At 44.2% G+C, this 25,093-nt stretch carries 19 protein-coding genes; 12 read left to right on the top strand and 7 right to left on the bottom strand.

The features are described from left to right. Positions 1-90 precede the first annotated feature (90 nt). Positions 91-1,623 carry an MATE family efflux transporter gene (locus ACS8E3_RS05590; RefSeq protein WP_439242107.1) on the top strand — a complete coding sequence of 511 codons (1,533 nt, stop codon included), beginning with the start codon at positions 91-93 and terminating at the stop codon, positions 1,621-1,623. Positions 1,624-1,676: 53 nt separating this feature from the next. Here the strand turns inward: ACS8E3_RS05590 and ACS8E3_RS05585 are convergent, their stop codons facing one another. Further along, on the bottom strand, positions 1,677-2,432 hold the full coding sequence (locus ACS8E3_RS05585; protein ID WP_439242105.1) for an aspartate/glutamate racemase family protein: 756 nt from the start codon (positions 2,430-2,432) through the stop codon (positions 1,677-1,679). Between the two features lie 190 nt (positions 2,433-2,622). Between ACS8E3_RS05585 and ACS8E3_RS05580 the strand changes: the two genes are divergently transcribed. From ACS8E3_RS05580 to ACS8E3_RS05550, 7 genes are all read left to right on the top strand, one after another. Next, complete coding sequence (locus ACS8E3_RS05580) at positions 2,623-2,877, top strand: DUF2798 domain-containing protein (RefSeq protein ID WP_439242103.1); 255 nt, start codon at positions 2,623-2,625, stop codon at positions 2,875-2,877. Positions 2,878-2,996: 119 nt separating this feature from the next. Beyond that, positions 2,997-3,938 carry an NADP-dependent oxidoreductase gene (locus tag ACS8E3_RS05575; protein ID WP_439242101.1) on the top strand — a complete coding sequence of 314 codons (942 nt, stop codon included), beginning with the start codon at positions 2,997-2,999 and terminating at the stop codon, positions 3,936-3,938. Between the two features lie 160 nt (positions 3,939-4,098). Beyond that, complete coding sequence (locus ACS8E3_RS05570) at positions 4,099-5,076, top strand: zinc-binding dehydrogenase (RefSeq protein WP_439242099.1); 978 nt, start codon at positions 4,099-4,101, stop codon at positions 5,074-5,076. A gap of 316 nt (positions 5,077-5,392) precedes the next feature. Next, the gene (locus ACS8E3_RS05565; RefSeq protein WP_439242097.1) at positions 5,393-6,373 is read left to right on the top strand and encodes a zinc-binding dehydrogenase; all 981 of its coding nucleotides are present in this window, start codon (positions 5,393-5,395) and stop codon (positions 6,371-6,373) included. A gap of 48 nt (positions 6,374-6,421) precedes the next feature. Continuing rightward, complete coding sequence (locus ACS8E3_RS05560) at positions 6,422-7,423, top strand: YhdH/YhfP family quinone oxidoreductase (RefSeq protein ID WP_439242095.1); 1,002 nt, start codon at positions 6,422-6,424, stop codon at positions 7,421-7,423. A gap of 135 nt (positions 7,424-7,558) precedes the next feature. Further along, entirely contained in the window at positions 7,559-8,506 is a 948-nt protein-coding gene (locus tag ACS8E3_RS05555) for a DUF5996 family protein (protein WP_439242093.1), read from the top strand. A gap of 122 nt (positions 8,507-8,628) precedes the next feature. After that, complete coding sequence (locus ACS8E3_RS05550) at positions 8,629-8,751, top strand: hypothetical protein (protein ID WP_439242091.1); 123 nt, start codon at positions 8,629-8,631, stop codon at positions 8,749-8,751. A 69-nt stretch (positions 8,752-8,820) separates the two neighbouring features. Here ACS8E3_RS05550 and ACS8E3_RS05545 read toward each other — a convergent pair whose 3' ends face one another. Next, positions 8,821-10,794: a DUF2075 domain-containing protein gene (locus tag ACS8E3_RS05545; RefSeq protein WP_439242089.1), complete on the bottom strand. Its 1,974-nt coding sequence runs from the start codon at positions 10,792-10,794 to the stop codon at positions 8,821-8,823. Between the two features lie 108 nt (positions 10,795-10,902). Continuing rightward, on the bottom strand, positions 10,903-12,495 hold the full coding sequence (gene guaA / locus ACS8E3_RS05540) for a glutamine-hydrolyzing GMP synthase (protein ID WP_439242398.1): 1,593 nt from the start codon (positions 12,493-12,495) through the stop codon (positions 10,903-10,905). A gap of 283 nt (positions 12,496-12,778) precedes the next feature. Here guaA and ACS8E3_RS05535 point away from each other — a divergent pair, with 283 nt between their 5' ends. From ACS8E3_RS05535 to ACS8E3_RS05520, 4 genes are all read left to right on the top strand, one after another. After that, positions 12,779-14,626 (top strand): BCCT family transporter, encoded by a 1,848-nt coding sequence (locus ACS8E3_RS05535; protein ID WP_439242087.1) that lies wholly within the window; start codon positions 12,779-12,781, stop codon positions 14,624-14,626. 239 nt (positions 14,627-14,865) lie between these two features. Continuing rightward, positions 14,866-16,614: an FAD-binding oxidoreductase gene (locus tag ACS8E3_RS05530; RefSeq protein WP_439242085.1), complete on the top strand. Its 1,749-nt coding sequence runs from the start codon at positions 14,866-14,868 to the stop codon at positions 16,612-16,614. A gap of 232 nt (positions 16,615-16,846) precedes the next feature. Next, entirely contained in the window at positions 16,847-18,505 is a 1,659-nt protein-coding gene (locus ACS8E3_RS05525) for a glycerol-3-phosphate dehydrogenase/oxidase (protein WP_439242083.1), read from the top strand. Between the two features lie 174 nt (positions 18,506-18,679). Then, positions 18,680-20,248 (top strand): FGGY-family carbohydrate kinase, encoded by a 1,569-nt coding sequence (locus ACS8E3_RS05520; RefSeq protein WP_439242081.1) that lies wholly within the window; start codon positions 18,680-18,682, stop codon positions 20,246-20,248. A gap of 242 nt (positions 20,249-20,490) precedes the next feature. Here ACS8E3_RS05520 and ACS8E3_RS05515 read toward each other — a convergent pair whose 3' ends face one another. The 4 genes from ACS8E3_RS05515 to ACS8E3_RS05500 all read right to left on the bottom strand — a co-directional run bounded on the left by ACS8E3_RS05515 (position 20,491) and on the right by ACS8E3_RS05500 (position 24,983). Further along, positions 20,491-21,564 carry a serine/threonine-protein kinase gene (locus tag ACS8E3_RS05515; RefSeq protein ID WP_439242079.1) on the bottom strand — a complete coding sequence of 358 codons (1,074 nt, stop codon included), beginning with the start codon at positions 21,562-21,564 and terminating at the stop codon, positions 20,491-20,493. Then, positions 21,561-22,640, bottom strand: a complete 1,080-nt coding sequence (locus tag ACS8E3_RS05510; protein ID WP_439242077.1) for a serine/threonine-protein kinase — start codon at positions 22,638-22,640, stop codon at positions 21,561-21,563. The genes ACS8E3_RS05515 and ACS8E3_RS05510 overlap by 4 nt, the downstream gene beginning before the upstream one ends. Continuing rightward, a complete protein-coding gene (locus ACS8E3_RS05505; protein ID WP_439242075.1) occupies positions 22,633-23,709 on the bottom strand; it encodes a PP2C family protein-serine/threonine phosphatase in 1,077 nt (358 codons plus the stop codon). The genes ACS8E3_RS05510 and ACS8E3_RS05505 overlap by 8 nt, the downstream gene beginning before the upstream one ends. Positions 23,710-23,819: 110 nt before the next feature. After that, entirely contained in the window at positions 23,820-24,983 is a 1,164-nt protein-coding gene (locus ACS8E3_RS05500; protein WP_439242072.1) for a MalY/PatB family protein, read from the bottom strand. Positions 24,984-25,093: the final 110 nt, after the last annotated feature.

Genomic DNA, 25,093 nt, shown 5'->3' with positions numbered 1-25,093 from the left:
TTCTATTCGAGATATCATGAGCGATGTCATTTATACTAAGCGTTTTTATCATAAACCGAAGCCAACCGAAGTGGCACAAAAGGATGCACCTTGAGCGACACTAATACTCCCACCAGTAAATCGCGTGACCTCACCAAAGGCTCTATCGCCAAAACTATGCTGCTGTTTGCCTTGCCAACGTTTGGCTCCTCAGCGCTACAGTCGCTCAATGGCTCGATCAATGCCGTTTGGGTCGGCAGGTTTTTGGGCGAAGAAGCGCTCGCAGCGACAGCGAACGGCAATATCTTGATGTTTATTATGATCTCCTTCGTGTTCGGCTTCGGTATGGCGGCGACTATTTTTATCGGTCAGGCGATGGGCGAACGCGACAACGTCAAGGTCAAGCAAACTATGGGAACGGCGCTAGGCAGTATTGTGCCGATCAGCATCTTACTGTCAGCAATAGGTTGGATATTTGCGCCGACTTTGCTTGATTTGCTCGGGACGCCGCCCACTGCTTTTGAGCTTGCTTTGACTTATCTGCGCATGATTTTTGTAGCGATGCCGGTCACCCTAACCTTTACGTTGATGATGATGGCGCTGCGCGGAACCGGCGATTCCACCACGCCGCTTTGGTTTATCGCCATGTCGGTGGTGATTGATCTTATTTTGACCCCAACCCTTATTTTGGGTCTCGGGCCATTCCCTGAATGGGGTATCTTTGGCTCAGCTTTCGCCACTGCCGTTGCCAACACTTTAGCGCTCATCGGCATGGTGACGACTATGTACTGGCGCAGCTCAGTGCTAACCCTTAGTATGCCAGAGCTGAGATTTTTGAAGGCTAAACTAAGCATTTTGAAGTCGATGTTTTCCAAGGGCTTACCGATGGGACTGCAGATGATCGTCATCTCGACCGCCGCGCTGACTATGCTATCTTTGATTAACCGCGAGGGTGTACAGACCACCGCGGCTTATAGCGCTACCCAGCAGCTTTGGACTTACGTGCAGATGCCAGCGATGGCACTAAGTGCTGCGGCTAGCGCGATGGTGGCGCAGAATATCGGCGCCAATCAATGGAGCCGGGTGGCAGGAATTACCCGTTGGGGGCTTATCTTCAACGTGGTATTGACCGGCACGATGATCGGGGTGCTGACTGTATTTGATAAAACGATTTTGAGCTTTTTCTTAGGCAGTGACAGCCCCGCAGTACCGATCGGGCGCCATATTCAAATCATGGCGACTTGGGGCTTTATGTTCTTCGGTATAGCGCAAGTTTTCTTTGGTACTATGCGCGCCAACGGCTATGTGATTTGGCCGCTAGTCGTCATGGCGATTTCGATGTATCCGGTGCGCCTTGGCTTTGCCTTTGGGATGTATCCGATACTTGGCTCTGATGCGCTTTGGCTATCGTTTCCAGCAGGCATGGTCGCTACCGCTGTCATGGGAGGAGGGTTATATCTATACGGCGGCTGGCGCAAAGGTAAAAACTTGTCCGGAGAGGAAGCCGCGCAAACAGCTGAGGGCTATCGCGCGCATGTCGGCACCTGTGCGACGTGTCGTGATGCCTTGCCAACGACGTCATGGAAGCGCTTACCGCTGCGCCGTATTATCAGAGTGCATGAAAAAGTTCATGGTAGCCATTAAACAAATTAGGATAAGGGCTAATAGTTCATCTTAGCCTTATTCAAGTAAGAGCGTTATTCATGTAAAACATGGTCCAATAAAAAATGGACCGCCGCTGCCGCATGAATAGCGGTGGTATCAAAGACAGGAATGGGGCTGTCGGCTTGTGTAATCAGCAAGCCAATCTCAGTACAGCCCAAAACCACCCCCTCGCAGCCTATATCGACTAACTGCTCAATGACCCTTTTATAATACTCTCTTGAGCTATCCAATAACTGCCCTTGGCATAGCTCCTCATAGATGATGCGGTGCACTTCTGCTCTTGCGTCCTCTTCGGGTATCATCACTTGCAAGCCGCTATCTGTCAGGCGCTGCTTATAAAAATCCTGCGTCATTGTAAACTGCGTACCGAGCAAGCCTATCTTAGTCAGTCCTTGCGCGTTAATCGCTGTAGCGGTTGCATCGGCAATATGGATAATCGGTAAGCCCGTTGCCGCTTGCACTTCATCGGCGACTTTATGCATGGTATTGGTGGCGATTAGTAGCCCTTGCGCGCCAGCCGCTTGCAGACGTTTGCCGCTATTAGCTAATATCGCGCCCATTTGTGCCCACTCGCCTTTTGCTTGCAGCTCACCAATCGGGGCAAAGTCTAAGCTATTAATGAGCAAATCCGCTGAATGTAGATTGCCAAGCTCAGCTTTGACACCTTCATTAATCAGCCGATAATAGCTTTCGGTGCTCTCCCAGCTCATACCGCCGATGATGCCTAAAGTTTTTTGATGAAGTGTTTTTTGCAATAGCATTCTTTGCTGAGGAGGTTTCTTATTCATTATATAACCCTGTTATTATTTTTTGCCTTTTATGCTTGTTAAGGGTTTTCATGGTTGCGATTGTCAAAACATAATGATTAATAATAACCAATTTACCTTGATATATATAGGTTATATGATAGCCAGCATAACTCTATCTCCTTCTATTTTTTAATAACTGTCTCTCAACAGAGTATCTAAGTAGCAAATTATGGCAAACTTCCCTACTATCAGAATCCGTACTCGTCGCAAGTATTATCGACTGATCTTCACTTGCTTAATGGCCTTGATGATGTCACTCATTATCTCAGCGGCACTGATACTAGTCAAAGCCGGCTATAGCGATCATTTTTTCGCTGATTTATTGAGTTCGTGGAGTCTAGCATTTGTGTTCGCTTGGCCGAGTGCTTATGTCTGCGCTTATTTAGTGCAAGAGCATATCCTTAGCCGTATTGAGTTTTATTGAGCGCTGATGCTGGTACGGGTTTGTGACAACACGAGGTAACGAAAGTTGCCTTGTTAGTAATCAAAATCTCTTGTTAAGGTTATTCCTAATTATTTTATAAAATAATTAAGGAGAGCACTATGCAAGCCTATTTATTGCACGAAGCGGGCGGTATCGAAAAACTTATCGTAAGCGAGATCGATAAACCAACGCCCAAAGCAAATGAAGTACTGATCGACATTAAAGCCATTAGCATCAACCCTGTTGATGTCAAAATACGCGAGATGCCCAAACTGCTTGATCAAGTCTACGGCACCGATAGACCACTAATTCTTGGTTGGGATATCGCAGGCGTAGTCACTGCTATAGGTGACGATGTTACCGATTTTGAAGCGGGCGATAGGGTGTTTGGTCTAGTCAACTTCCCCGGTCACGGTAATGCCTATGCAGAATTTGTCGCCGCGCCTGCCGAGCAGCTTGCCAAGATACCTGAGGGTACCTCATTTGCAGAAGCGGCGGCGGCCACGCTTGCCGCCTTAACCGCGCTACAAGTATTGGAGCCTAGAATTAAAGCGGGTGATAAAGTGCTTATTCACGCAGGCTCTGGCGGCGTCGGTCATTTCGCGGTACAGATTGCCAAAGATATCGGCGCTTATGTCATCTCCACTTCCTCCGCTGATAACCGGGACTTTGTGCTATCACTAGGCGCGGATGAGCATATCGATTATAAAACCCAAGACTTTGAAAAAATCGTCTCAGATTTAGATTTTGTTTTGGATGCAATCGGTGGTGAGGTGTTAGAAAAGTCATTGCGAGTCACTAAAGATGGCAAATCTATCATTTCTCTGCCTACCCCGGAGTTCTCTGATAAGACCAAAGCGTATGCCAAGCAGCACGATATTGACGTCTCTTATTTCAATGTGACCTCAAACGGCGATGATATGCAAACCTTAAAGACCATGATCGAGAAGGGCACGCTAAAACCGCATGTGTTTAAGACTTTTGCCTTTACAGCGTTACACGACGCACATCGTCAAGTGGAGACCAATCACACGGTCGGTAAAGTGGTGGTTGAAGCTTAAAACTTCTAATATGAAAGGTTAAGCCCAAAAACCTAGACTGATCAAAATCGCTCAGTTAACTAAACTTGCACTGAGTTAATTAAGTCTAATTGGTTACTGTAACCTTGTTAACTCTCTCTGTTTTAAAAGCACTGAAAATACTTACTAAAAAGGATTTATTATGCGTAGCGCAACTTATGATCATTTTGGCAAACCCACCGAAGTCCTCAGCTTAGGCGATAGCCCTGTCCCAGAGCCTAAAGCCAATGAGGTACGCGTCAAAACCGTACTCGCTTCTATCCACAACCATGACCTATTGACCATTCGTGGTAAATACGGCTTTAAGCCTGAGATGCCCGCTATTGCTGGTAGTGAGGCGGTAGGCGTCGTCGATGCCGTTGGTAGTGACGTGAAGGATTTAAAAGTCGGGCAACGAGTAGCCGCTGCTAGCGTGCAAGCCACTTGGGCGGAGTACTTCGTCGCCTCGGAAGACATGGTATTTGCGATACCTGAGAGCTTGGACGATGAGATGGCAGCGCAATTGATCGCCATGCCGCTTAGTGCCTTGATGCTATTAGAGTTCTTAGAAGTCGAGAGTGGTCAATGGATTATCCACAACGCTGCTAATGGCGCGGTCGGTAAATCGCTTGCCATGCTAGCGGCAGCGCGCGGCGTCAAAACCGTCAACGTGGTACGTAGTACGGATGCCATAAAGGAGCTAGAAGAGATCGGCGCAGAAAACAACGTCAACACTGATGATGAGGACTGGAAAGAGCAAGTCAAAGCTATTCTTGGCGAGGAAAAAATCAGTGCGGCGGTAGATTCAGTCGGTGGTGAAAATAGCGGCGATCTATTATCGCTACTCGGTCATGGTGGCACCTTTGCGGTATTTGGTGCGATGTCAGGCAAACCGATGGTGCTCAATCCGACGCATGTGATCTTTAAACAAGCCATTCTAAAAGGATTTTGGGGCAGTAAGCTCAGTCAAGAGATGAGCGTGGAGAATAAACAACGCCTAGTTGATGAATTAGTCGAGCGCGCCGTAGATGGTAAATTACAGCTTCCTGTCGAAGCTATTTTTGATTTAGCAGATATTACTAAAGCGGTCGATGGTAAATTGCAATCGGGCAAAAATGGTAAGGTACTATTAAAGCCATAATAATAGCTTATTAGTTTCAAAACTTATTATTTGCCCTATTAGCTAAAGCAGCGCTTCTATTATATGAAGCGCTGCTTTTTTTATGCACAATCCTGAACCAATAGCGCAAAAGTAGTACTCGTTAATAAAGCATTAGGCTAAGCCCCACTTATTTTACAATTCTAAGGAACACACAACCTAAGGTAACTAAAGTCAGGTTGAGAGAGCTAAGCTCAAATTGATAAGGTAGATACTGAACTTTTAGCTTTAATATTGATAAATACTGATAATTTTTTTGAACGATAAATCTCATTTAATAATAAAAAAGGAAACTCCTATGCGTACTGCAACTTATAACGAATTTGGCAAGCCTTCAGAAGTCCTAAGTGTCAACGATAGCCCTACTCCTGAGCCTAAGGACAACGAAGTCCGTATCAAAACTATCCTCTCCTCCATTCATAATCATGACATCGTGACTATCAAAGGCGAATACGGCAATAAACCCGAACTGCCTGCTACTGGTGGCTCTGAAGCGGTAGGTACGATTGACGCTTTAGGTAGTAAGGTGAATGGCTTTGAAAAAGGTCAACGCGTCGTGGTCTCAGGCGTACAAGGCACATGGGCTGAGTATTTTATCGCCCCTGCAAAAAGTCTAATCCCGATACCAGAGGCTATCGACGATGAAATGGCGGCGCAATTAATCGCCATGCCGATGAGTGCTTTATTGCTTATTGAATTTTTAAACATAGAGCCAGGTCAATGGATTATCCAAAACGCGGCTAATGGCGCGGTCGGTGAATCGATGGCGATGCTCGCGCCCCAGCGCAATATCCATACTATTAATTTAGTGCGTAGTAAAGAGTCGGAACAAGAGCTTATCGATTTAGGTATCACTGAAAACAACGTCGTCACTGATAATGAGGACTGGAAGCAGCACGTCAAAAGTATCGTTGGTGACGCAAAAATAAGCGGCGCAGTCGATGCCGTCGGTGGTAAATCTGGTGGCGAGCTAATATCGCTACTCGGTAAGCATGGCGCGATGGCCTCACTAGGTTCCGTATCAGGCGAACCGTTGATGCTTAATCCTAGCAACCTCATCTTTAACTTAACCCAAGTAAAAGGCTTTTGGGCCAGCGATCTTATGCAAGAGATCAGTAGTGACAATAAACGGCGCTTGATCAAAGAGCTGATTGACAATGCCGCTAGCGGTAATTTTAAACTGCCAACGGGCGGTATTTACAGCTTAGATGACATCCAAACGGCAGTGTCTGAAAAAGTGCAGTCAGAGAAAAAAGGTAAAATATTACTAAAACCTTAAGACATTGATGCAAAATCCACTTAATAATATTTAATAAGGAATAAGACAATGTCTAATCAAACCTTTAAAGCGCTAGTGGTCGAAGAAACTAGCGACGGCGAGTTTAAGAAAAGTATTCAGGAGCGCAGTGTCAGCGACTTACCTGATAATGACTTGCTGATTGAAGTGCATTACTCGTCACTGAACTACAAAGACGCGATGTCAGCCTCAGGCAATAAAAGAATTACCAAAAATTACCCACATACTCCCGGTATTGATGCTGCAGGCGTGGTAGTCAGCGACAAATCTGGTACCTTTGAAAAAGGCCAAGAAGTGGTAATCTTTGGCTATGATTTGGGCATGGATACCGACGGCGGCTTAGGTCAGATGATCTCCATCCCTGCCGATTGGGCAGTAGCCTGTCCAGAGGCTTTGAGCCTAAAAGAGGCGATGATCTACGGTACAGGCGGTCTAACCGCAGCGTTAAGTATCCAAAAGCTACAAAAAATGGGCGCAAAACCTGAAGATGGCCCAGTTGCCGTGACAGGTGCATCGGGCGGTGTGGGTAGTATCAGCATCGCAATTTTAAGTCATTTGGGTTTTGAGGTTATCGCCTTCTCAAGCAAAAGCGAGCAAGCCGATCATCTAAAGGAGCTTGGCGCAAATGAAGTACGTAACCCTGATACCATCAATGAAGTCGGCGAGAGACCCGTCGGTCGCGAGCTGTGGGCTAACGCTATTGATACGATCGGCGGCGACTATTTGGCTAACTTGCTCAAACAAACTAAAGCGGGCGGCGCAGTCACCTCTTGTGGTTTGGCGGCGTCCCCTGAGCTTTCTATGACCGTGATACCATTTATCACCCGCGCGGTGTCGCTGCTGGGTATCGATTCGGTCTATATTCCGCTGGAAGATAAAAAAGCCATTTGGGAGCGCGTCTCGACGGATATGAAACTGCCCAATCTTGAGCAGTACTGCGAAGAGATCATCCTTGGGCAAACGCCTGAATACCTAGATCGCTTCATGGCGAAGAAGACTACAGGGCGTTATGTGGTGAATGTAAAGGGTTAGATTTTTTGGTTTAGCAGTTAGGTAATAATTAATTAGCTAAATTTAATCCTCATTTGGAATAAAGCGAATTAACGATCATTTTACGGTATAAATTAAGCTTAATGTTACGTTCTATAGTAAACAATGGAGCACTGTATGAAACCGACAGTTGATAGTTGGCCTGATATTCCTTATCAAGATTGGAAAGAGACCTGTACGCTATTGCATCTATGCTGCCAGATCGTTGGCAAATACCGATTATCGCATACCCCGTGGATTAATCATTCATGGCATACGACCTTGTATGTCACGCCACAAGGTTTATCGACAGGATCTGTTCCAGATAGTGATCGCTATGTCACTTTGACACTTGATTTTTGTGATCATACATTACGTGCGTTGTCTGACGATGGACGCTCAGAGGAATTTGCTTTCAAAGACATGAGCGTTGCCGACTTCTATGCCCAAACTAAAGTGATTGTTGAAGGGGTAGGCGGGACTTTTGATATTCATGAACAGCCGAACGAGTTAGAAGACTCAATTCCTTTTGCTCAAGATACGAAAACTCGACCTTATAACTCTAATGCTGTTGCCAACTTTCACACAGCGCTAATCCAGATTGATCGAGTGTTTACTCAGTTTCGCTCTGGATTTATCGGTAAGGTGTCACCATCGCATCTGTTCTGGGGATCGTTCGATCTGGCGGTCACACGGTTTTCGGGTCGTCTTGCACCTCTGCACCCGGCAGGTATTCCGAACTTGCCAGACAAAGTTGCGCAAGAGGCTTATAGCCATGAGGTATCGTCTGCAGGATTTTGGCCAGGTGGAAGCGGTGTGGATGAGCCGATGTTCTATTCCTACACCTATCCAGGACTAGACGGCTTTGCTGAGCAAAAAGTAGAACCAGTAGAGGCAAGGTTTGATAAAGACCTTGGAGAGTTTTTGCTACCTTATGATGCTGTGCGAACGAGCGACGATCCAGATGCCACGCTTATGGCGTTTTTGCAATCCACTTATGAGGCTGCTGCCAATCTCGGTGATTGGGATCGGGAGGCGCTGGAATGTGCTCTAGGCAAACCTAACGTTCCTCGCAACGTTCATTAAGTTTGCGATTTGTCCAATAGAATGCATTTAATTGGGGGATTACCTTACCTCTACTGGGTATCAATTCGCTCTATATTCCATTAGAGGATAAAAAGGCGATCTGGCAACGTATCGCTACGGATATGAAATTGCCTAATCTTGAGAGTTATGGCGAAGAGATTACCCTTGAGCAAACCCCTGAGTACTTAGATCGTTTTTTATCCAATAAGACGACGGGGCGTTATGTGGTGAATGTGAAGGGCTAGGGTTTTTTGGTCTATTTTTAGAAGTAAACACCTACTCAAGTAGTAGGTTTTTTATTGTTAGTATATGAACTACCTTAACTCTTGAATCCCAACTGACTTCAGATAGTTCCAAGTGCCATCGTAATATTCTTTTGGTCTGGTATGATCAAGAGTACTTCCTTCAGGCACAAAAATAACCATACCTTGTCTAGACCTAGTTAGTAGAACACGATAAGTATTTTTTAAATACTCTTTAGTTATATCTTGACCAATCACTTGCCACTTAGTACCTTTAAAATTTAGATATTGCCAACTATCATTTCTTAAGTGAAAGTTACCACCCCAAGCCACGCATGCCCAGTCAATTTCCAAACCCTGAATTTCAAACTCAGTCGCTACTTCTTCCAAAAAGTAAGAGGAGCGAATATCATTTTTATCATTCAAAAACCAACTAGGTGCTGAAATTTCATTTTTAACATCTATACCTAACGGTCTTAATCTTTTGGCGCCGGAAGAGCTAATTAACCCGATTCTCTCGCTTCCTTTTGCTTGATTTCGTAGCCAGTTTTTAGCAGTGTCGATATCTCTTGTGATAAAAATAGGATAATCCGTTTTGATCTGTGCATAAACACCTCTAGCAACATCTTTATTTAAATCTAAAAGCTCATGAATAAAATAAGCTAGCTTCTCTGATCGAAACGATCTAACTGATACAGCCAAATGTAACTCGGATTTACTATGGCCTTTCTCTATCAACCAATTTTTTACGCTTGTAGATTTAATATAGTTATTGCTATCAAGAATTTGTTCAGAATAGTGAATATCCCAATCTGAAAAATTATTTTTGAGTGAGTCTATCCATTCCTGTAATCCAGCTTCACCAGTATTAATTTCTTGACCGCCACCGATTAAACATACGATAGTACACCAATCATGATGTCTATTCATAACTTCAATCAAGAACTCAGGTTCCGACATATTAAAGTTTTCAATGCCTTTCTTTCTTTTCATGAAAGAGCTTGCTTGTGCTTTGGTCCAGGCCCTTTGTGCTTCGTCAAATACGACAACCTTTTCAGTTGGTGCTTTTGTAGATTTCAAATTATCATCTCTAAAATGATGAATGTTTTGTATAAATGCATTTGCCTTTATAGCAGCTTGTTTCTTGGGAAGTTTATCTCCTGACTGTTTAGATATATTTACAGAGTCTCTCGTTAAAGCCTCTCGCAATACATCGACTAAGGGACCATTGCCAGAGAGAAAAACCGCATGTTCCTCTTCATCAGCATTCATTCGCTGGACAGCAATATTCAAGCCAGCCAAGGTTTTACCAGCACCAGGTACACCTGTAATAAAACAAATGGATTTCTTTTTGTTATGCTTTGATGCTTCAATGATTCGATTGATTTGATCGGTCGTCTTTCCAAGATTGATAGCACCTGAGTCTGATCGTGTGATTTCTTTGACATTATGACCTTTGTATAGAGCCTGAGCAGCTTCAACAATCGTCGGAGTAGGCTTATAAATCGAATTCTGCCAACGTGCTACATTGACAGCTAGAATAGCTTCATTAATAAACTTGCTAAGTGTTTGAGCTAGATCAAATTGATTTGTTTTGGCAACATCTTGGTGATTAATAATAGTTGTATGATCACTTATCACGGGAGCGCTCTTAGCCTCTGTGACAACTAGAACAGGGACTAATTCAGTATGATGACTACCTTCATGGAAGTTCTTTAGATCAGTGGTGTAGTCGATAGTCTGTTCTACAGAATGTTTTGAATAACCCCCATCACCAACTTTGAACTCAACAATAAAGATGACATTATTTATAATAATTATATTGTCTACTCGTTTGCCCATTCTAGGTATGGTAAATTCAAAATAGATTTGTCCTTTGAATATAGAGAGCTGGTCTTTTAAGATTTTAATTTGTTTTCGCCACGCATTGATCTGTAATTCTTCAAGTGTTCTGTTGCTATGATTTGCTGTTAATCGACCTAGAATACCCTCTTCGGACTCCAATAAAAACTCTTGAATTGAGTTTGAGTAGTAGGCACGTTGCATAGAACTTCCTTATCTTAGTTACTTTCCAATTTTAATAATGTATATAAAAAAAGAACGCAACCATACAAGTTACGCTCTTTATTTTAGCTATTATCCGATTTAAAACCCCTACTCCCACTCAATCGTCGCAGGCGGCTTGCTCGACACATCATACGTCACGCGCGACACCTCAGCGATTTCATTCATGATGCGATTACTCACCGTCTCAATCAGCTCATACGGCAGATGGGCAAAGCGCGCGGTCATAAAGTCTACCGTCTCGACGGCACGTAGCGCAATCACCCACGCATAGCGGCGTCCGTCCCCGACCACCCCGACCGATTTGATCGGCTGGAATACCGCAAAGGCTTGCGCGGTCTTGTCATACCAACCTGAACGCTCAAGCTCTTGCATAAATATGGCATCGGCTTGACGGAGGATATCAGCGTATTCTTTTTTGACTTCACCTAGGATGCGCACGCCAAGACCTGGGCCTGGGAACGGATGACGATAGATCATTTTCTCAGGTAGACCGAGAGTAATACCAAGCTTACGCACTTCATCTTTGAATAGATCCCGTAATGGCTCGACAAGCTTAAAGGCCAAATCATCGGGTAGACCACCAACGTTATGATGGCTCTTGATCACGTGGGCTTTGCCTTGATGAGATTTGGCGGATTCGATGACGTCTGGATAAATCGTGCCTTGCGCCAAGAACTCAATCTCTTTGCCATCGCTTTGCTCGCTAACTTGGCGCGCGCTATCGGCAAAGACATCGATAAAGGTTTTACCGATGATTTTACGTTTGGCTTCGGGGTCAGACTCGCCCGCTAAGGCGTTTAAGAACAGATCTTCGGCATCAACACGGATGACTTTGACGCCCATGTTTTCGGCAAATACTTGCATCACTTGATCGCCTTCGTGCAGACGCAGCAGACCATTATCGACAAATACACAAGTGAGCTGATCGCCAATCGCTTTATGCAGTAATGCCGCGACCACCGAGCTATCAACCCCGCCTGAGAGCCCAAGCAGCACTTGTTTATCACCGATTTGCTCTTTGAGCTGCGCCACACGCATATCGACAATATTATCTGGCGTCCACTCCCCTGCACAGTCGCAGATTTGATGCACAAAACGACCGAGCAGCGCCTGACCTTGTAGGGTATGAGTGACTTCGGGATGAAACTGCAGACCATAATAGTGCTTATCATCATCGGCCATAATCGCAATCGGACAGCTTGGCGTACTAGCGATAATATCAAAGCCTTGCGGCGCTTCAATGACCTTATCGCCATGACTCATCCAGACATTTAGATTGGCCGTGCTGTTTTCCGTAGTGCTGTCTTCTATGCCATCAGTAAGCTTTGAATGACCATTGACGTCAATGGTCGCTGCGCCGAACTCGTGAATATCGCTGGCATGTACCTTACCGCCGAAACGATCTGCCATCGCCTGCATACCGTAGCAAATACCTAGGACGGGTACGCCCAAGTCAAATACCGCGTCATTAATACGCGGGCTATTGTCCGCATGCACGCTCTCAGGACCGCCCGATAAGATCACCCCTTTAGCCCCAAAATCTTTGATACGGTCGCTGTCGATATCATAAGGGAACATCTCACAGAATACGCCTGAATCACGTACCCGTCGGGCGATAAGCTGGCTGTACTGCGAGCCAAAATCTAGAATTAAGATGCGATCTTCTTTGATAGTCGGCATGGTAGTGAGAGTGTTAGACGGGGTAGCAGTGGTCATAAATTAATGTCCATCAATAGATAAAATTGGTGGCCTATTTTAACAAGTTTAGGCAGGCTATTGGTTATAAAAATCGCTTATTGTACATAATGATCTTTGTTTAAGGAGTTGTATAACGCAGGTTTGTTATACGGTATCGATAATGCCATTAAAATTTGCTATAAATGATGAAAGACTAGGAGCTGTTGCATGATATAACTGCTCTTTTTTGTCGTGTAAGTTGTAAATTTTAAAATAGGAGAATTAGATGAGTAATGGCTCCAAGCACAGCACTGACAAGCCTTATAAAGACAGGACTGGGATCTCCAAAGAGTATTTGCCCGATTATGTCAAAGCTCGATCCAAATATCATAAGCCGCCGCATTTAGGGACTTTTGATGTCGGTATGTCTATTCCGCAGTGGCGACCCGACCATGTCCCCGACACCCGTATCGACAAGTTTACTTTTGGCATGGTGCTAGTTATTTTACTTAGTATCGCTGTGCCTTTGATCTTGTTTCCTGAACAAGGCAAAAACTGGGTAGGTATAGCGCGCGCTTTTGTCAGCGATAACTTTGGTTTTGCTTACTTATTGTTCGGCGTGCTGGCGATGATGTTTGTGATTTATATCATCTTCTCTGATATCGGCAAAATAAAGTTAGGCCGACCAGAAGAAACGCCAGAATTCAAAGACAGCTCATGGGCGGCGATGCTGTTTTGTGGCGGTATTGGCGCTAGTATTCTGTATTGGGGACTCATCGAGTGGGCTTATTATTATCAAAGTCCGCCTTTTGGTATAGCAGGCGCAACGCCGGACGCTATTCGCTGGGCGACCACTTACGGTATGTTTCACTGGGGACCGGTTGCCTGGGCGATCTACTTAGTGCCTGCTATTCCTATTGCCTACTTCTATTACGTGCGGCAAACGCCAGTACTTAAAGTCAGCCAAACCTTGATGCCTTTATTAGGCGAAAAGGGGGCGGGTAGCAATTGGGCCAAAATGCTCGATGTGCTGTTTGTCTTTGGTATGGTAGGCGGCGGGGCAACCACTTTGGGGCTGGCCTCGCCACTTATTAATGAAGGCTTGTATAATTTATTTGGCCTGCCGCGCAACATCACCATGCAAATTGTGGTGCTACTCATCACCACCATGATCTTTGCTTATAGTGCTTATCAAGGACTTAAAGGCGGTATTCAAAAGCTCTCTAATATTAACTTTTATCTAGCGGTTGTATTTTTATTATTTGTGTTGGTAGTTGGACCGACGGTGTTTATTTTGAACACTGGTATGGAAGCTATTGGCCGTATGATTACGCAGATGCCGCGGATGATGACTTACATTGAGCCCTTTAAAGACTTTCAAGAGTTTGGTTTTAAGCCTATTACTTTTCCGCAAGATTGGACGGTGTTTTATTGGGCATGGTGGTTAGTATTTGCGCCAACTATCGGGCTATTTATCGCCAAAATATCTAGAGGGCGCACCATTCGTAATATGGTGGTCGGCTCGATGTTTTATGGCTCGCTTGGCTGCGCGATGTTTATGATTATCTTAGGGAACTATGGTTTATATTTGCAGATGACGGGGATAGTCGATGTGGTTGGCATCTTAAATAACGAATCGCCGACTGCCGCTATCTTCTCTATCTTAAATAGCTTGCCGATGTCTTATCTAGTGGTGGCGGTCTTTACCTTTTTGGCCACTATTTTTACTGCGACTACCTTTGATTCGATCTCCTATATTCTAGCTTCGGTGGTACAAAAAGAGGTCGATGATGAGCCGCATCGCTGGAACCGGCTATTTTGGGCCTTTACCTTATGTTTATTACCCGCTATTTTGATGTTTTTGGGTGATTTGCAAACCTTGCAGACCGCTTCTATTATCGCCGGGGCACCGCTTATTATCATTCTAACGATGATGATGGTTTCGGTCATTAAGGCGGCGCGTTACGACTTGGCTTATCAGCCTGATTATTATATAAAAACCATCCATATCGAAGAGCTCCCGGATAACTCGCCATGGGAAGAAGGGCTGACATCGGAGGCACCAGAGGGCTCGGTATTGGCTCAGCAGGATGAGTGGGAACAACTACGCGATGACGCTGAAAACGGTAGTTAAAACAAGCGTTTATTTTTAATTATTTGATAAAATCTGAGCTGCTATGGTAGCTCAGCTTTTTTGTATTTAACGGCTAATAAACCTTTCATTCTGCCCCTTTTTTAATGCTGCTATCGAGTCATAAAATATAAACAATAGTTATTTACATTGTGATAATCTAAAAGAATTAGTATTGAACCTTTAATTCAAAATAAAGCCAATTTAAAATCCAGTGATTATAATTCGACAGGTATGTCTCTATGAGCAAAATCAAATCCATTATTCGCAAAAACCCTAAAGCCGATAATTCTGTGCCTCTTGCAATCACCTCTGATAGCAAAAATACCGAAAATACCAGTCTAGATATGACTTCTAAGACCAACACCCCCATTGAGCAAACGCGCTGGAATGGTTGGGGTAATGTTAATATTAATAAAAAAGTCTCGCCGCATGGCGCAAAACTGATCAAAACGCACATTGGTAAGACTAAGAAACTCAAATCTGTCAGCTTACAGCAAGTGCTCAAAACCGTGCCTAAATCACGCTTGCCCGCTGAGCTTACTGATTTAGATATAGTGACGACCGATCAAGAGATCAGACTCAGACACGCACGCGGGCAAAGCTTCCCCGATTGGATCGCTATGCACAGTGGCGATTTTGAAGTGTTCCCTGATGGCGTGGCTTTCCCCGAATCGACCAATGATGTCGAGCAGTTATTAAAACTCGCCCAAGAACACGATCTGATCGTTATTCCTTTCGGTGGCGGTACTTCAGTAGTCGGTCATATAAATCCGCAACAGGGTTCTCGTCCGGTATTGACCGTAGCGATGAGTAAAATGGATCAGTTGATTGACTTAGATACCGAGAGTCAGATTGCTACTTTTGGTGCCGGTACGCAAGGACCAGCGGTCGAGGCGCAATTGGATGAGCATGGCTACCGCTTAGGGCATTATCCGCAGTCGTGGGAGCTATCGACACTTGGTGGTTGGATTGCCGCGCGCTCTAGTGGTCAGCAGTCCTTAGGCTACGGGCGCATCGAGCAGATGTTTGCAGGCGGTACTTTAGTCACCCCGCAAGGCGTGCTAGAGATTGCTGATATCCCTGCATCCTCAGCAGGACCCGATCTGCGTGAGATGATGATGGGGTCTGAGGGCCGCGCAGGTATCTTTACGACAGTTAAGATGCGCGTGCAGTCGCAACCTGAGGAAGAGCTATTTAAAGTGGCGTTTCTACCCAACTGGGAAGCAGGAAAAGCGGTACTCAAACAAGCGGTGCAACAAGATATTCGCTTGTCCATGCTACGCCTCAGTAATGCGGTCGAGACTGACGCGCACTTGCATTTAGGCACTAGTCCTAGCCAGTTTTTAGCGATTAGCACTTACCTAAAAGCGCGCGGGCTGAGCTCAGAAAAGGTAATGCTGACTTATGGATTCTCAGGCGATAAAGCACAGAATAAACTGGCTATTACTCAGTTCAATAAGCTATTAAAACAAAATGGTAGTGTCACGGGTAAAATCACTAATATCATGGGTAGTGTGTGGGCACACGGGCGTTTTAAATTCCCGTATTTGCGCGGTACTCTGTGGGATAAAGGTATTATGGTCGATACCTTTGAGACCGCGACCAACTGGAGCCGTATTGACGAGCAGATGGAGCAGATGCAAGACGCGGTCAGAACCTCGCTCGTTGATGAAGGCGAGGAAGTGATGGCCTTTACCCATATCTCGCACGTCTATAAGCAAGGCGCAAGTCTATACACGACTTATTTCTTCCGCGCTGTCAAAGATCACGCCACTACTCTACAGCGCTGGCAAAAAATCAAACATGCCGCTAGTACTAGTTTAGCCAATGGCAAGGCCACCATTTCGCATCAGCACGGCGTCGGTCGTGATCATGCCCCGTACCTCACTGCTGAAAAGGGCGAGCTAGGTCTGCAAGTGACTCGTGATATGCTCAAAAGCTTTGATCCTGAGCAACGTATGAATCCGGGTGTTTTACTTGAAGAGTAGTTCTAATTAATAATGGGTTTCAAGGTAAGATCTTATTCAAAGTCATAGTTTAAATAAGTTGAGTTCGACATTCGAGCTATACAGCGTGGCTGGTATATATTTTTTGCAGCCTCTGTCAGCGTAGACACAGCACGCCAGAAAAATTTATACCAGTCACGCGTCATAATATGAAAAATCTAGTTTATTTGATATCGATTATGCCAAATAAATTATTAATTAAGAAGAATGGTTTATGAACCAAAGCAAACAACGCCAGCAAGCACTCGCGCCCTTATCACGACGCTCCTCTCAAGTAGAACCTTGGGATATGCTCATCATCGGCGGCGGTATCACCGGTGCCGGTATTGCTCGCGAGGCGGCAAGACGTGGTCTGGCGGTATTACTTATCGAGCAAAAAGACTTTGCTTGGGGCACTTCTAGCCGCTCAAGTAAAATGGTGCATGGCGGTCTGCGTTACATTGCCTCAGGCGACTACAAAACCACTTTACTTAGCGTACGCGAACGTGAGCGTATGCTCACTGAAGCAGACGGTCTAGTTAACGAGATGCACTACGTCATGCCGCATTATAAAGGTAAGTTTCCGCCGCCTTGGATCTTTAATACCTTGCTAAGAGTCTATGACAGAATAGCGGGTAAGCGCTATTTTAAATACTTTAAAAAGGACGCTTTTTTACGTCTGAATCCTAATATCAAGCAAGATAAGTTTTTGGGTGCCAGCCAGTTTAGCGATGCCGTCACCGATGACTCGCGGCTGGTGATGCGGGTGTTAGACGAAGCCATCCATGACGGCGCGCACGCGATTAATTATCTCAAAGCCGAGTCGCTCATCACTAATGAGCAAGGCTTAGTGGTAGGCGCAAATCTTAAAGATACCGCTTCTAAAGATAGCGACAAGACCTTTGAGGTTTATGCCAAAGTCGTTGTCAGTGCGACAGGTGCTTGGGCCGATACCTTACGTATGCAAGCCAGTAATGAGACCGAGCAAAGCTTCAATAAGCAAATACGTCCCTCACGCGGTAGTCATTTAGTGGTCAGTCAAGAGCGCTTGCCTACCTCGCAAGCTTACACCTTCTTGCACCCTACTGATAAGCGAGCAGTGTTTGTCTTTCCATGGGAGAATCGTACCGTTCTTGGCACCACTGATTTGGATCATCCGCCACTCAATGATGAAGAAGTCGGTATCACTAGCGCAGAGGTCGATTATCTACTAGCCGCGACTAACTCATTATTTGATGATACCGATCTCAATCGAGAAGATGTTATCAGCTCATGGGCAGGCGTACGTCCGCTGATATCCGATAGCGGCGATGGCAAACGCGTCAGCCCTAGTAAAGAAAAGCGCGACCATAGCGTTTGGCTCGATAATAATTTAGTGACTGTCAGTGGTGGCAAGCTCACTACCTTTCGCCTTATTGCCCTTGATGTGCTTGCAAAGTGTCAACAAGTACTCGCGCTTGACGACAGCACTATTCAAAACCAAGCAGTAAGTGGCGACAAAGTATTTAGCAATCCTGCCCCTACCCATCCCAAATTCGCCACTTTACCAAAACCTTTACAACAGCGCTTGCAAGGGTTTTACGGTCTACAGCTCGATAACTTATTAGAGCTAGCGCATGAGGATGATCTAGCGTATGTCACCGATAGCAATACCATTTGGGCAGAGCTGCGTTTTGCTGCACGCTTTGAACAAGTCATACATTTAGATGATTTACTACTGCGGCGGACGCGCTTAGGTTTGATCCTGCCGCACGGTGCGATGACACCGCTTATTAGCGCCAGACTCAAGCAAATCTGCCAGCAGGAGCTGGGTTGGGATGAGCAAAAATGGCAGCAAGAAGTCGCTCGCTATACCGAATTATGGCAACGTTATTATCATTTGCCTGCGGCTTAGTGCTTTTTATACCTACATTTAAGATACTTTAGGAGTTATGCTGTGCGGCTGGTATAAATTTTCCTTGCTTGCTGTGCGACTTCGTCACTTCAGAGGCTGCGCAAAATTCATCCCAGCAGCACATAGCAAATGTGTATCAGTTTTAACTAGAACTGAGTATAGTTAAGGACAACTATGACCGATAATTCTGCAAACCCGATTTATTTCTTAGCTATCGACAACGGTACCCAAAGCGTCCGCGCGCTTATCTTTGATCAATTCGGCAGCGAGATTGCCAAAGCTCGCGTGCCTATCGAGCCGTATTTCTCCGAACAGCCTAATTATGCCGAGCAGCACGCCGACTACTATTGGCAAAAGCTGACGGAAGCCTGCCAGCAATTATGGCAAAGCTGCGAGATTAAACCTGAACAAATCGCCGGCGTCAGTCTCGCCACCCAGCGCTATACCATGATTTGCCTTGATAAAGACATGCAGCCGCTACGCCCCGCTATCGTTTGGATGGATTTGCGCCGCGCTGAGACTGGTGATATTGGTTTTCTTGGTCCGCTGACCAAAATCATCGGCATGGGCGAATTAGTAAAAGACGCCCAGCAAAAAGCGCGCTGTAATTGGCTCGCGCAAAACGAACCTGAGATGTGGGCCAAGACCGCGCATTACGTCAACCTCTCCGCCTACCTCACCTATCAGCTTACTGGTGAACTTATTGACTCCAACGGTCACGCGGTTGGCTATTTGCCTTATGACTACAAAGCGCAAAAGTGGCTAAAGCCCAAAGACCTTAAATGGCGACTATTTAGCTGTACCCCTGAGCAAATGCCCAAAATCGTCCCGCCAAGCCAAACCCTCGGTGAGATAAGCGCCAAAGCTGCTGAGGACACAGGTATCCTAGAGGGCACACCCATGATTGCCGCTGCCAGTGATAAGGCCTGCGAAGCGCTGGGTGCAGCAGGTCTCGCCGCCGATACCGCTTGCTTAAGCTTTGGTACCACCGCTACCATCAATACCATCTCTACAGATTATGTCGAAATCCTCAAGCACATGCCCGCCTACACCGCCGCCGCCCCGCACTACTACAACCACGAGTACATGATTTATCGCGGTTTTTGGATGGTCAGCTGGTTCAAAGAGCAATTCGCCCACTACGAGCAACAACTTGCCAAAACCCAAGGCATCGACACCGAAAAGCTCCTCGATGCCGCCGTCAAAGACATTCCAGCAGGCTGTATGGGACTCATCATGCAGCCCTATTGGTCACCCGGCGTCCGTCATCCGGGGCTTGAAGGCAAAGGCGCGCTCATCGGTTTTGGCGATGTACACACCCGCGCGCACGTATACCGCGCTATCTTAGAAGGACTGGCTTACGAGCTTAAACTCGGCTTTGACACTATCGAGAAACGCACGGGCAAATCCATCAAACACCTACGCGTCTCAGGCGGCGGCTCCCAAAGCGACGCTGCCATGCAGCTCACCGCCGACATCTTTGCCATGCCCGCCTACCGCCCGCACACCTATGAGGCCACTGGCCTCGGCGCTGCCATCAACTGCGCGGTGGGTCTCGGCGTCTATCCCGACCACGCCGTAGCCAGCGACGCCATGACCCATTTAGGCGACGAGTTCGTCCCCATCGAAGCCAACGTACAACTCTATAAGCGTCTGTATAACGAGGTCTATCTCAAGATGTACGAGCGTCTAAAACCCTTATACCAAAGCATTCAAGACATCACAGGATACCCCGCCAAGTAGTCTGAGCAGGTTTGAGGTGTCGGCGTATTGGGAATGGTTAGAAGGTGAGGGATTTTGGCTGATAATATTGGGGAGCTAATCGCGCCTTTTGCTTGTATCTGTACCCCTAAGCGTGGCGGGCACTAACGGCTGATGGCATTCCTGTATTCTCGATACTACCCTCAGCCAAGTGCCCGCAACTCGCTTAGTCGCACAGGATACCGCGTCAGTCACGGCTAAAACGCGCCCCAAGGCGACTATCATTACTGTTTCATACGAACTACTGGTAATGCTCTATCAGCACCTCTAGCAAAATATTTGGAAAACATTACTTGTTCTTGTGGCATGGGCTGTACTCCGTAAATGCAACTAGTATGATAAAAAACATTGTCTTTATTAAACTCGGAAATAAAACCATAAGTTCTACACTCCGGTGCTTTCATAATTCCAAAGTATCTCTCAGAGACTGGATAACAAAGTAAACCACAAGACTCAACTAATTCATCAACAGTAGGTCTTAATTTAGGATCTATTAATAAACATTTTTTAATAAGATCAATTAATTGATGAGATAAAGTACTGAATTGTGGATTAGAAGTTACAAAATCTGGAAAATCAGCATAGTCTGCATTAAGGATACGACTTACCGCTCGCAAACCTGATCCAAATGGTCTATTACCAGTTAATAACTCATACATCATAGCGCCAAGAGACCATACATCTGTTTTAACACATACGTTTCTTGGAGTTTCAATTGCTTCAGGAGACATATATGGTAGTGCTCCCACTGCTGTTGCAGAAGCACTAATTGAGTCACTACCCCCTTCGGCTGCTTCAACTAATTCTTCAGCCGCCATTTTGGCAATACCAAAATCTGTAATTTTGACCTCTAATAAATTAAAACCACCTACAATCATTATATTCGTGGGCTTTAAATCTCTATGTATTACTCCCGCATGATGAGAAGCTGCTAGTCCTTTGGAAAGATAATGAAATAATCTTGCAACAATAAATGGGTCAACGTAGTCTACTTTTCTAAAAATAGTTTTAAATAAGTCTCCCCCATTCACTAGTTCTTCAATTAGATAAGCTCTGTTATCTACCTCTATATAGTCCAATGTTTTAGCCACATTTGGATGGTTTACTCTAGCTGCCACTACTGCACTTCTATGAAACCTTTTTTCGGCTGACGAATTCTTAGGCGTTTTTAAAGCTACTTCTCGATCAAGAGTCATATCAACCGATAAATAAACGAATTGCATACCACCTTCACCTAAAAACTCTCTTATAAGGTATCGATTATTGATTATATCTCCTGCATTATGAGGACCTATCATAAAGTAACCTCCGGACTTGATACATCAAAAGTCATAAAACTTCTTTCTCTAAAAGGACGATTTGAATTACCCAAGCCTATTACGCAAGAGCCTCCAATTTCATTGTTATTCTCTGCTTCAATGTTATTAATGTAAACCTCGCCTATCACGTTCTTCAGTACGAATCGAAGTCCATCGTAAAAGACCTCGAAACTACCTACTGCTCCATAACTTATTTTTACACTTCTTTTCGATGCATTAAGGACATAAGGTGTCTTACCATCAGATACTAAAATAGCTTGATGTTTATCAATAACTAAATATTCACTAATTTTCTCCTTAACCTCTTTCATGGAAGGTCTTTTTTTTGGATCTATATTCAAACACTGCTCGAAAAGGATTTTTAGAGTTGGATAACTATTTAAATAATCGCAATCGAAACAATTTTTAGGTGCTTTATTTGGCGGTATTTGTAATAAAGGCTGAGGAATATTTTTTGTAGCTAAATATAAAACTGTGATTCCAAAAGAATATACATCTATCGCAGAGGTAAAGCTTACCTTATCATTAGTATATAATTCTGGGGCAGAAAACCCTTGCGTACCTACAAAACCCATTGTCATGGCATTGAGATTAGAATCTCTTGATAATCCGAAATCAAAAATTTTAACAATACCTTCCTCATCTAATTTCATATTGTTCGGTTTAATATCTCTATGAATTATCCCAACGTCATGGATATCAGATATACCAGACGCAATCTGCCAAAGAGTTTTCAATAGATGAATATTAGACGTTACTTGAAAATCAGGATAGATAAGCTCTATGCCATCTATGTATTCCATAATAATGGCTTTCGGGCTATCATCTCTGATTAAATCGAAAATTTGAACAACATGTTTTGATCTTACTTGTAGCAATCCTTTTATCTCATCTTCTATTCTTTTCAAATCTTCGATGTATCTAATAGTTTTAATAGCTACTTTTCGACTTAAGTGCATATCATTACAGTAGAAAACTTCGCTAAACCCCCCATTTCCAGAATCACCATCGGGTATATATCTTGAAGGCAAAATATTTAAAATACTATTATTCAAAATCAATCCTCAGATTCGGTTGTTCTTCAATCTCATTAGAGACCTTTCTTTTTAAATTTCTATTACTATTTTTGTTATTTTTATCTTTTATATTATCAGAAAGTTTAGATTTGTCTTTAGAAGATATAGGTACTACATCAGAAACACTACTTTGGGGATTCTCCATCAACTTATTGCGGTGAGAGTTAAAGTCTGATTTATGAACAAACTGAATTTCCCCAAATGAATCCCAAATTTCTATTAACCCAGCGGAAACTTGGCTTTTTGAAGGATTTAAAGAAACTAAGTCATTTATGTTTACTACAAGAGCACTAGCGTTATCATGCCCTCCACACCATTTAGCTATTTTGATAAGTCGTTTAGCTGTTTCTTTAGAAGAAATATTGGAGGTAACAATCTGCCTAAATGTTTCACGAGAAATGTAATGAGTTCCGTCACTAGTTATTACTATCTTAGACATATTTTTAAGGCTAGGTATGTCTATGCTGTGTGGTTCTAGTTCATCACCCATGCCAATATACTGAAGCAACTGATGACTAGCTTCATTAGTCTCGGTGCTGTTCTTTAACTGTCCTGCAATAGTATCGTCTGTTGTAAGTTGTTTTAATACTTCGTTCCAAGTTATATATATTCTGCTATCTCCAACATTAATAGCTTCTATATTGCCTGTATTATCAATTATAAAAGCTGATAAAGTTGTTCCACTAGCACCTTGGTATATATTAAAAATACTATCATTAGTAACGTGTGCTGCTTCAGTCAAAATTATTTTCAAATCTGAACAACTATTGTTAACACAACTTGCAATAAAAGTAGAAGTTACAAGCTCTGCGCATGTTTTACCATCTACCATTCCTCCCATACCGTCACATAAAACACCTATTAATATTGAATTATTACTATCACGTTGAAATCTAACTAACGCTACTCTATCCTGATTCTCAACTCTTACTGAGCCTACATCAGTTGCTAAAGCAATAGGTAAGCCAGCTATTCTACTTACGCAGCTCGAGGATGCTTTTCTAGCCACCCACCTTTCAATTTGTCTTTTCAACTCATCATTTTCCATGAAATACTCATTTTTATATGATTGAATACTCTTTAATGTATATTACTATAAATCACTTATGTAACGTGAATTGTTACCTATAAAACTTTGTTGAACGTTTGAGTATAAAACTAAACCCCACCCCTAAAAGCAGCATAAACCCGATTTAATCCCTCACGCAGCAGAGCCTCAGGACAAGCCACATTAATACGCATTTTTAGATGGCCCTCGCGACCGTATTTGATACCAGAATTAAGCTCAACTTTAGCGGCTCGCAGTTTGTCATAAAGCGCCTGATTGTCCTCACCGTATGCCGAGCAATCGAGCCAAATCAAATACGACGCCTCAGGGCGCATCACCTTGATATCAGGCAAATGCCCTTTTAAGAAATCTATCGTGATCTCGATATTTTTTTCGATATAAGCCAGTACCTGTTCAAGCCACTCTCCGCCCTCTTCATAAGCACTTTGCATCACGGTATAGGCAAATAAATTCAGCTCGTATTCATCATTTAAGTTCTGCTGTTGGCTGATTTTTTTCAGTAACGTCTTATCTTTGACAAAGATCATCGAGCCTTTGATACCGGCCACGTTAAAGGTTTTAGTCATGGAGGTCAGGCTGACCACTTTGTGCGCGTACCCTGCCGCTTCTGCGAGTTTTAAAAATGGCGTAAATTTATAACCGTTTAAGGTTAAATCTTGATGGATCTCATCACTAACGATTGCTACATTATACTTTTTACACAGCGCAAGTAGCGCTTTAAGCTCGTCGGTTGTCCAGACGCGCCCGCCCGGATTATGCGGATTGCATAGCAGATACAGCTTTACTTTATGCTCGATAATTTTAGCTTCGATATCTTTTAGATCGAGTTGATATTTTCCCTCTACCTCCTCTAGCGCAGACATCACTAGCATGCGATTATTTTGCTTCACCTTAGTCATAAACGGCGTATAAATGGGATCATTGACCAGTACCGCATCGCCTACTTCAGTAAAAATATGCATCATTAGCGCAAGGCTTGGCACAACACCCGGCGAGAACAAGATGTTTTCATTATTTAGCTGCAAATCATAGCGACTACCATGCCAGTTAATAATCGCTTTATACAGAGCTTCAGTCGGTTTGGTATAGCCCAAGATGCCGTGATTCACTATCCGCTGTAAGCTAGTCAGAATAGGCGGTGCCGCTTTAAAGTCCATATCTGCGACCCATAGCGCAATGGTATCGTCGCTATAGTGCCATTTAATTGACCCTGTATTGCTTCTATCGATTATCTCATCAAAATTATATGGCATTGGCATTCTCCTTTATATCAGTGAATAGCGAGTGTGTTTTTAGGCTATAACCGCTCATTCGTCAGCTTAAACAACCTTTGAGAGTTTAACACTATCATTACTTGCATGAT

It is taken from the genome of Psychrobacter sp. 2Y5 (assembly GCF_051847375.1).
Lineage (GTDB): Bacteria > Pseudomonadota > Gammaproteobacteria > Pseudomonadales > Moraxellaceae > Psychrobacter.
Note: the sequence above shows the minus strand (reverse complement) of the source record. Positions and strands in the feature narration are given on the sequence as shown.